The 9,739-nt window shown below is 58.5% G+C and carries 8 protein-coding genes; 6 read left to right on the plus strand and 2 right to left on the minus strand.

The genetic code is table 11. From position 1 onward, the window contains the following. Positions 1 to 211 precede the first annotated feature (211 nt). Positions 212 to 778, plus strand: a complete 567-nt coding sequence (locus tag PO883_RS33105; RefSeq protein WP_289313574.1) for a recombinase family protein — start codon at positions 212 to 214, stop codon at positions 776 to 778. 826 nt (positions 779 to 1,604) lie between these two features. On the opposite strand, the gene PO883_RS33110 is transcribed toward PO883_RS33105, so the two are convergent. Beyond that, the gene (locus PO883_RS33110) at positions 1,605 to 1,817 is read right to left on the minus strand and encodes a hypothetical protein (RefSeq protein WP_289313575.1); all 213 of its coding nucleotides are present in this window, start codon (positions 1,815 to 1,817) and stop codon (positions 1,605 to 1,607) included. Positions 1,818 to 1,880: 63 nt separating this feature from the next. Between PO883_RS33110 and PO883_RS33115 the strand changes: the two genes are divergently transcribed. Next, the gene (locus PO883_RS33115; protein WP_289313576.1) at positions 1,881 to 3,155 is read left to right on the plus strand and encodes a DUF389 domain-containing protein; all 1,275 of its coding nucleotides are present in this window, start codon (positions 1,881 to 1,883) and stop codon (positions 3,153 to 3,155) included. Between the two features lie 342 nt (positions 3,156 to 3,497). Here the strand turns inward: PO883_RS33115 and PO883_RS33120 are convergent, their stop codons facing one another. Further along, on the minus strand, positions 3,498 to 4,157 hold the full coding sequence (locus tag PO883_RS33120) for a metalloregulator ArsR/SmtB family transcription factor (protein WP_289313577.1): 660 nt from the start codon (positions 4,155 to 4,157) through the stop codon (positions 3,498 to 3,500). 114 nt (positions 4,158 to 4,271) lie between these two features. On the opposite strand from PO883_RS33120, the gene PO883_RS33125 reads away from it, so the two are divergent. From PO883_RS33125 to PO883_RS33140, 4 genes are all read left to right on the plus strand, one after another. After that, complete coding sequence (locus PO883_RS33125; RefSeq protein ID WP_167094414.1) at positions 4,272 to 4,625, plus strand: DsrE/DsrF/TusD sulfur relay family protein; 354 nt, start codon at positions 4,272 to 4,274, stop codon at positions 4,623 to 4,625. 9 nt (positions 4,626 to 4,634) lie between these two features. Next, on the plus strand, positions 4,635 to 5,378 hold the full coding sequence (locus PO883_RS33130; protein ID WP_289313578.1) for an MBL fold metallo-hydrolase: 744 nt from the start codon (positions 4,635 to 4,637) through the stop codon (positions 5,376 to 5,378). Beyond that, positions 5,375 to 6,640 carry an MFS transporter gene (locus PO883_RS33135; protein WP_289313579.1) on the plus strand — a complete coding sequence of 422 codons (1,266 nt, stop codon included), beginning with the start codon at positions 5,375 to 5,377 and terminating at the stop codon, positions 6,638 to 6,640. Before PO883_RS33130 ends, PO883_RS33135 begins: the two co-directional genes overlap by 4 nt. 89 nt (positions 6,641 to 6,729) lie before the next feature. Then, positions 6,730 to 9,696, plus strand: coding sequence for a Tn3 family transposase (locus PO883_RS33140; RefSeq protein ID WP_289313580.1), 2,967 nt, complete (start codon positions 6,730 to 6,732; stop codon positions 9,694 to 9,696). The last annotated feature ends 43 nt before the right edge of the window (positions 9,697 to 9,739 follow it).

The raw sequence follows: 9,739 nt of genomic DNA on the forward strand, positions 1-9,739 counted from the left end.
TGGGGTGAAGAGAGGAAACGGAAAAAATCGGGCGCTAAGACCTGACGGCGTTGATTTCGCCAAGGGGCGTGTCAGATTGAGCTATACCCTAACCTGATGTCAGACGACCCCAATGCAATACGTCAGGATAGGGTTGGTATCGCAATTACTTGACATGCGCCTTTAACGGTCATAGAGTCTTTCCTGACACATCTTGTTAAGGAGGCACGTTTTGCGAGGTCAGCGCATCGGTTATGTCCGGGTCAGCAGTTTCGACCAGAATCCAGAGCGTCAGCTCGATCAGGTCCAGGTGGATAAGCTGTTCACCGACAAGGCATCGGGCAAAGACACACAGCGGCCGCAGCTCGACGCGTTGCTGTCGTTCGCCCGCGAAGGCGACACGGTAGTCGTGCACAGCATGGACCGTCTAGCGCGCAACTTGGATGATCTGCGCCGGCTGGTGCAGACGTTGACCAAGCGCGGGATACGAATCGAATTCGTCAAAGAGTGCCTGAGCTTCACCGGCGAAGACTCGCCAATGGCCAACCTGCTTCTGTCAGTCATGGGGGCGTTCGCGGAGTTCGAGCGGGCCTTGATCGGCGAGCGGCAGCGCGAAGGGATCGCATTGGCCAAGCAGCGCGGCGCCTACCGAGGTCGAAAGAAGGCGCTGGTGAACGACCAAGTTGTCGAGCTGCGCCGCCGCGCTGGTGCCGGCGAGCCAAAAGCCACGCTTGCGCGCGAGTTCGGCATCAGTCGAGAAACTCTTTATCAATATCTGAGAATGACTACAGCGATCTAACCTCGTTTTCCGTTCATCGCTTCCAACCTTATCGGGCGCAATTGCGAAAAAAGGGGCGGCTATTTCGCCGCCCCCACCTACCTATCGCTTAGAAGCAGCAGGAAAGCATTTTGATACAGCACTCGACGCTGACGCAGCAGTCACTCGTCGCCGCGAAGGCAACGGCGGAAGTAGCCATAAGCGCGACGGCTGCTGTAATTTTGACGATTTTCGATTTCATTTGAGACTCCAGTTGTGAGATTAAATTGGGAAAGTTGGGCAATCTTGTCTCGTTCAGTCCGGTGGGGTCCAAATTTCCTTGTAGCGGCTCGGCAAATAGTAGCCAAATTGATCGGGCAGATCCCGTAAGGCCGGCAGCGCGGCGAACACGCTCAAACGCTGCGCAGCTATTGGACTAGCCGCAGGTAGGCATCCCATCGCCAGGCATTGGACAACGTCACACTCGTCGCTCGCGCAGCACGTGTTTGCCTGCGCTGTAGCGTTCGCGAATGCGTTGCCAGCCAAGGCCAATGCGAGCAGCAGTGTAAGTAGGAACTTCATTTCCGTAGTATAGGGCAAAAAATCGCGCTTAAGCTTAGGCGGGGCTGAACCGAAAACCATACAAATTTCGGATCGGTCGCGAATAGACTACTTGTTCTTTTTTTGGACGGATCATGAAACCACACCCCTTAACCCGGTTTTCCGTTCTTATGGAAAGCGGATGGTTATGAAAAGCTGCCGTCTGAAACGCCGTACGCAGCGGGGCCACAAGCTAATTTTTCTTTCCATAATATTTCACTGGCGCCGCCCAGCGATATCGGCAGCACCGGCAACTCGGGATGACCGCTTACGCCCCGAAGCCGACAGTCACCGGTTGTCCAATGGCACCCGCAGTCCCCACTTTTTTTAAGCGGAATTCCTGATGGGCTATCATCGCACTTTTGCTTAAAAAAGTGCCTGTATGAAAACCGCTCAACGACCCATTTTTATCCGTCCCATGCCACGACTGCGTGCTGCTTTTGCCCGCAGGTTCAGTCTGCGCGACGATCAGGCGCCGCATGAAGAAATCGACAGTCGGATTCGGGGTGACATCGAGCTGAGGGGCGCAACTCCCTAGATTTTGATGTTCGCGATTTTCATCGCCTCGGTCGGACTGAACGTGAATTCCGCCGCCGCCATCATTGGCGCGATGTTGATCTCGCCTTTGATGGGTCCGATTATGGGAATCGGTTACGGCATTGCAATTTATGATTTCTCCCTGATCCGGCGCGCATTGAGCAGTTTAGCCATCGCCACGGGCCTGTCCATCATGACTTCAACCTTATATTTTGCAATCACACCGCTATCGCAGGCCCAGACCGAACTGCTGGCGCGCACCACGCCCACGATATGGGACGTGCTGATCGCCCTGTTCGGTGGACTCGCCGGCAGCGTGGCGGCGACCCGCAGGAAAAAATCGAACGTCATACCTGGGGTAGCGATCGCTACCGCACTAATGCCGCCGTTATGCACGGTCGGGTACGGACTGGCACATATGAAATGGGATTTTGTCGTCGGTGCGTTTTATCTGTTTTCGATCAACAGTGTCTTCATTGCAGTATCGATGGTGCTGGTTACGGGCTTTCTGCACCTGCCTCACCGTAATTTTGTCGACCGCCACGTCGAGCGCCGGGTCAAGACCGCACTCTTAGTGATCGTATTGGCCACCACGATTCCTAGCGCGTATCTTGCATTCGGCTTGGTGCGAGCCGAAGTGTTTCGCACCAACGCCAAAGCGTTCATCAAACGCGAGTTTCAGTTCAAGCACACTGCGGTGGTCGGGTTGGCGTTGGCGCCGGAAAGTAAAACAATCGAAGTGACGCTGACAGGCGACCCGATCGAGCAGCCTGCGCTGGACGTACTCAAAGATCGCCTGGCGAATTCCCGTCTAGCAGGGGCTTCGCTCGTGGTTCATCAGGGCGCGTCCCAAAATGTCGATGTGGCTCAGCTTAAGGAAGGCGTTTTGGCGGACCTGTATCGCACAAACATTGACACATTGCGCGAGCGGGACGTTACCATTCTGGAACTGCGCAGTCGATTGGACGCCCACAAGAGGGCGGGCGAAGTTGGCGGACGCGAGACGGCCAGCGTACTGCGCGAGTTGCGCGCCCAGTACCCGACCCTACGCAAAGCGATGGTGGGCTACGGCCAGGCCCTGACCAGCGACGACAAGCCTGATGCCGCAAGCGGGATTCCTGCCGGGCCAGGGATTGCCGTAGTGCCCTTCCTGTCCCTCACCATGAGCAGTGCTCTGTCGCGCCACGAACGCGAGCGATTGGAGCGCTGGTTCAAGGCCCGTGTCGAGAATCAGAATGCCAGCGTGACGGTCAACGTTGTCCAGAAGGCGCGCGACCGTTAAAGTGGCGAGTCACACGGATTGAAGTTTATTCCGCTTCGTGCGTGCGCGCGTGAATTTGGCCAGGACGTCGGTTGCTTTGGCGGTCCAGCTATTCAGTTTCGGCACCACGTTATGTTTTGCAATGAACTTCTTATCGAGTCGTTCAGGTATGGGGCCGCGCTTCAATCCGAGCCGCCGCGTTATGTCGAGCAAATCAAGCCCTGACGGCAGATCGGGGCCGGAGTGCGGCCCGGTCTATCGCGGTCAGCGCTTTCCATAAAAATGTGCTTTCCATAAGAACTTTATGCAAAGCTTTCCATAAGCAATCCACTGCACCTGAGACCCCACGCAGAGGAAGTCGCGTTAACTATTCCACTCAACAACGCCCTCTCGCATCTGTAGCGCGTCGATGCCTTGGTCGCGGAGCAGCCTGACTGCATCGGACGACATCAAGCAGAATGGACCGCGACAATATGCGATCACGGGCCTGTCCTTTGGCAATTCGGCCAGACGGTTCTTCAGCTCGGCTAGTGGCATCGAACGTGCAAACGGCACGTGGCCAACCGCGTATTCCTCGCCCGGCCGTACGTCGATCACGATCACTTCGCCGGATTTCGCCTTGTTCAGCAGTTCCTCGCGGCTATTGCCGACCCACTCATGGGTGGCAGCAGAGAGCTGGCGCAGGGCGTCCTGCAATTCGAACAGCCGGTCCTCGGCCAAAACCCGAAGCGTCACCCATAGCTGGCCCACCTCGGCGCTGGCCAGCCGGTAGATGATGTACTTCCCCTGCCGTTCAGCTTCAACAAGGCGCGCGGACTTCAATTCTTTCAAGTGCGCGCTGACCAGCTTCGCACTAATGCCCGCTTCCAGCGCCAAGGCCTCAACCGTCTTGGGGGATTGCCCCAGCAATTCGATCAGCTCAAGCCGCTTCGGGCTGGCCGATGCCTTGGCGATACGTGCTACTTGCTCGTACAGGGCGTCCTTGATAGTTCTATTCGTTGTCATAGGCAGGAGTGTCAGCATTTTGTAGTTCCAGGTCAAGGCCACCGGCAATTTGGTCTTGCAGGAATGGCAAAGATCCATTATATTCCAATGATCGTTAGATTGTTGGTTCTTTACTTTATGAGGCAAATCCCAATGCAGGCACTGTTCATTCTGAACGCCGCGCCATACGGCAGCGAGCTCACCCACAACGGCTTGCGGCTGGCCGCAGCACTGGCCAAGCGTGAACACAATACGGTGCGCATCTATCTGATGGGCGACGCGGTCGGCACCGCAAAAAGCGGTCAGAAGGTGTCGGAAGGGCAGCCCAACCTGCAAACCATACTAGGCCGGGTCGCCGCTGCTAGCCAAGACAACATCGGCGTATGCGGTGGCTGCATGGATGCACGCGCGTTGCAGGACTGCGAACTGATCGAAGGGGCACATCGCGGCACGCTCGATCAACTGGCGGATTGGTCCGAGTGGGCGGACAAAGTTTTTGTGTTCTAGGAGATTGCAATGTTTTTTAAGCAGAGAACAAATGACGACGCCTCGATCTCGTACTTCTTCGGTTGCGCGGGGCAAGGCAAGGGGATCGCGCTCGACGTGCTGGCCGGTGACGAAGCCTGGTATAAGGACCAGGCACGCAAGTTGAATGTTGAAATCGCCTATGTGTTCGATTCACATATCCATGCCGACCACCTGTCCGGCGGCCGAACGCTCGCCGAACTAAGCGGCGCGGCATACTCGCTACACGAGAGCAATATCGGTAAGACCGCCTTCCCATTCACGCCGGTGACCGATAAGCAGACAATTGACGCGGGCAATACGCGCATCCAGATTCTGCATACGCCGGGCCATACAGAAGATAGCATTTGCCTGCTGGTCTCGGACCGCCGGCGCGCGGAAGCGCCATGGTTCATCCTCACTGGTGACACATTGTTCGTCGGTTCGGTCGGTCGACCGGACCTTGCAGGACGCGAACAAGAAATGGCGGCCCAGCTCTGGGACAGCCTGCATGGTCGGCTGCTGAACTTGCCTGAAGAGCTGGAAGTCTTTCCAGGACACCAAGCTGGAAGCGCATGCGGCGCAGACATCTCAGGAAAGCCGTCGTCAACGATCGGCTTCGAAAAGCGATGGAATTCTTTGCTGTCCCTGCAGAAGGAGGCATTCATAACGTCCCTCACGACCACGATCCTACCGCGTCCCGCCGAGATGGAACGGCTTGTCGCCGCCAATCTTGGCCAAGTTGAGTTTACATGAGCAAGGAACCGGCGATGCCATCGGCCGCACATTCCCCGGCCGCCTCCATTGGCCTACAACTTGGACTGCGCGCGAACTGGCGCCAATTTAGTTTGCTTGTTGTCGTAAACGCATTTGTCGGTGCAATGGTCGGGATGGAGCGCAGCATCTTGCCCGCCATTGCCGAACAAGAATTTAAGCTGGTCGCCCACACGGCGATTCTGGCGTTCATTGTCGTCTTCGGCCTTGCCAAGGCCATCACTAACTATTTTGCCGGCCGCTTTTCCGACGCCTACGGACGTAAAATAGTGCTGGTGATTGGCTGGCTGATCGCTACTCCCGTTCCCTTCTTGCTGATGTGGGCGCCGTCCTGGAACTGGATCTTGCTGGCCAACGTTTTTCTCGGCGTGAGTCAGGGGCTGACCTGGTCGACCACTGTAATCATGAAGATCGATCTCGCCGGTCCCAAAAATCGGGGCACGGCGATGGGCATCAATGAATTCGCGGGTTATTTCGCCGTCGGCGCAGCGGCGCTGGCGACCGGCTGGATTGCAGCCAAATATGGCTTGCGGCCGCAGCCGTTCTACCTTGGCGTGGCGTTTGTTGTGATCGGCTTGCTGCTATCGGTTTTGGTTGTGCGCGAGACGCGCGGCCACGCACAATTGGAAGCCGCAATGGCAGCAACGCACGGAGCGGCCATCGTGCCGTCGCAGCGCTCGATTTTCTGGCAGACCAGCGTACGCGACCCCAACCTGTCGTCGATTAGTCAGGCCGGACTTGTGAATAACCTCAACGACGGCATGGCATGGGGGTTGTTCCCTTTTGTGTTCGCCAGCGCGGGCATGACTCTAATCCAAATCGGCACGCTCGCCGCGATCTACCCGACCGTTTGGGGAGTATGCCAACTCTTCACCGGCGCGCTGTCGGATCGGATTGGTCGTAAGGGATTGATCGTGGCGGGGATGTGGGTGCAGGCAGCCGGCATCGCAATTATCGCGTTCCGGTCCTCGTTCGCATGGTATGCGACGGGCGCGATTTTGCTGGGAATCGGGACTGCCATGGTCTATCCGACGCTTTTGGCTGCCATCGGCGACGTAGTCAACCCGGCCTGGCGTGCTTCGACCGTCGGCGTTTACCGCTTCTGGCGCGATCTCGGCTATGCCATCGGAGCGTTAATGGCGGGCGTTGTAGCCGACCTGTACGGCGTGGTCAGCGCGATATGGCTAGTCGCAGCAGTCACGTTCCTGTCGGGCGTGATCGTCGCAGTCCGAATGCGCCATTGACTCTCCACTATGCTAAAACGCAGTCGGTCGCAGGCTGCACAAGGGGCCAGAAATGACCTGCCATTGCCACCAGCGAGAGACTGAATCGAATGCCACGCCGCTCACTACTTTCTGAAACCGAACGTGCAAGTTTACTGATTCTGCCCCAAAATCAGGATGACCTGATTCAGCAATACAGTTTTACGGACGCCGACTTGGCGTTAATCCGGCAACGCCGTGGCGCCGCCAACCGCCTCGGCTTCGCGGTGCAGATGTGTTTGCTGCGCTACCCTGGTTATGCGCTGGCAAGCGACACCGCGCTGACCGACACGGTGCTCCACTGGATCGCCAAGCAGGTGCGCAGCGACGCTGGGGCCTGGCTTGAATACGGAGAGCGGGAAAAAACGCGCAATGAACACCTCCACGAACTGCGCGCCTACCTGGGGCTGTCGGTGTTCGGCCTGCCGGACTACCGCAAGCTGGTGCACAGCTTGGCCGACCTTGCGGTGCAGACGGACAAGGCAATGGTGCTCGCCGCTCACTCCCTTGAAACGCTGCGCCAGAAGCGGATTATCCTGCCTGCGTTGACCGTCATCGAGCGGGCCTGTGCCGAGGCCGTGACGCGGGCCAACCGGCGGATCTACCGAGCGCTGATCGACCCACTGGAGCGGCACCACAAGCGCTCCCTGGACAACCTGCTCAACGTCGCGCCCGACATGAGCATTACTTGGCTGGTATGGTTGCGCCAGTCGCCGCTCAAGCCGAATTCCCGCTACATGCGCGAACACATCGAACGGCTCAAGGTTTTTCAGTCGCTGGCACTGCCTGAAGGGCTTGGCCGCGAGATCCATCAGAACCGTCTGCTAAAGATGGCGCGGGAGGGCGCGCAGATGACGCCGCGCGACTTGGCCAAGTTTGAGGACGAGCGACGGTATGCCACGCTGGCGGCGTTGGCCATCGAGGGCATGGCCACCGTAACGGACGAACTGGTCGACCTTCATGACCGGATCATGATAAAGCTCTTCAGTGCTGCCAAGCACAAGCACCAGCAAGACTTCCAAAAACAGGGCAAGGCGATCAACGACAAGGTGCGCCTGTACTCGAAGATCGGCCAGGCCCTGCTCGAAGCCAAGGAATCCGGGCTGGACCCGTACGCCGCGATCGAGGCAGTACTTCCGTGGACCGACTTTACGCAAAGTGTCGCCGAGGCCGGCCAGCTGGCGCAGCCCGAGTCCTTCGATCACCTCTCTCTGATTGGCGAACAGTACAGCACACTGCGGCGCTACACGCCCGAATTCCTAGATGTACTCCAGCTGAAGGCGGCGCCGGCCGCGCAAGCGGTCCTGGACGCGATCGACGTGCTGCGCGAGATGAATATGACGGGTGCTCGCAAGGTGCCCGACGATGCGCCTGTTTCGTTCGTGAAAGCACGTTGGAAGCCGCTCGTCATCACCGACGAAGGGTTGGATCGTCGCTTTTACGAAATCTGCGTGCTGTCGGAGTTGAAGAATTCGCTGCGATCCGGCGACATCTGGGTGCAGGGATCGCGCCAGTTCCGCGACTTCGAAGAATACCAGCTGCCGCCGGCGAAGTTCGGGGAGATGAAGACGGCGAGGGAACTGCCGATCGCGGTCAACCCCGACTGCGACCAGTATCTGCAAGACCGCCTATTGCTGCTCGAAGAACAGCTAGCCAAGGTAAACCGCCTGGCTCTGACCAATGAGCTACCCGATGCGATTATCACGGAGACAGGACTGCGCATCAGTCCTCAGGATTCCCTGGTGCCAGACGAGGCGCAGGCGCTGATCGATCTCACCGGCGGCCTGCTGCCTCGTATCAAGATCACCGAATTGCTGATGGATGTGGACGATTGGACTGGGTTTACCCGGCATTTTGTCCATCTTAAGAGCGGGGAGCAGGTCAAGGACCGGACGCTGCTGCTGTCCGCGATCCTGGCCGACGCGATCAACCTCGGCCTCACCAAGATGGCGGAATCGAGCGCTGGCGCCACCTATGCCAAGCTGTCCTGGCTACAGGCATGGCACATCCGGGACGAAACCTATTCGGCGGGCCTGGCCGATCTCGTGAACGCACAATTCAAGCATGCGTTCGCCGAGAATTGGGGCGACGGCACCACATCGTCATCGGACGGCCAGCGCTTCCGCGCCGGCGGCCGGGCGGAGAGCACCGGTCACATCAACCCGAAATACGGTGCCGAGCCGGGCAAGCTGTTTTACACCCACATCTCCGACCAGTACGCCCCGTTCAGCACTGGGGTGGTCAACGTCGGCGTGCGCGACTCGACCTATGTGCTGGATGGCCTGCTGTACCACGAATCGGATCTGCGTATCGAGGAGCATTACACCGACACTGCCGGCTTCACCGACCACGTGTTCGCGCTGATGCACCTGCTCGGGTTCCGCTTCGCGCCGCGCATCCGCGACCTAGGCGACACCAAGCTGTACGTGCCAGGAAAGGTAACGGATCATCCGGCGCTGCGGTCTATGATCGGCGGCAGCCTGAACATTAGGCACCTGCGCGCGCATTGGGACGACGTGCTTCGCCTGGCCGCCTCGATCAAGCATGGCACCGTCACGGCATCTCTCATGCTGCGCAAACTTGGCAGCTACCCTCGCCAGAACGGCCTGGCGATCGCGCTGCGCGAACTAGGCCGCATCGAACGAACGCTGTTCATCCTGGATTGGCTCCAAAACGTCGAACTGCGCCGGCGCGTGCACGCAGGTTTGAACAAGGGGGAGGCGCGCAATGCGCTGGCCAGGGCGGTATTCATCCACCGGCTGGGCGAGATTCGCGACAGGACGTTCGAGCAGCAGCGGTACCGCGCCAGCGGCCTAAACTTGGTGACGGCCGCCATCGTGCTCTGGAATACGGTCTACCTGGAGCGGGCGACGCAGGCTTTGCGCGACTCTGGCACCCCGCCTGACCCCAGTATGCTGAAATTCCTGTCTCCGTTGGGCTGGGAGCACATCAATCTGACCGGAGATTACGTCTGGAGGCAGAGCAGAATGGTCGACGAGGGCAGATATCGGTCGCTGCGAGACTTCAAAAATCGGTAACAGGGCTTAGCGCCCGATTTTTTCCGTTTTCCCTATTCGCCCC

This window comes from Massilia sp. DJPM01, assembly GCF_030348125.1.
Lineage (GTDB): Bacteria > Pseudomonadota > Gammaproteobacteria > Burkholderiales > Burkholderiaceae_D > Telluria_A > Telluria_A frigida.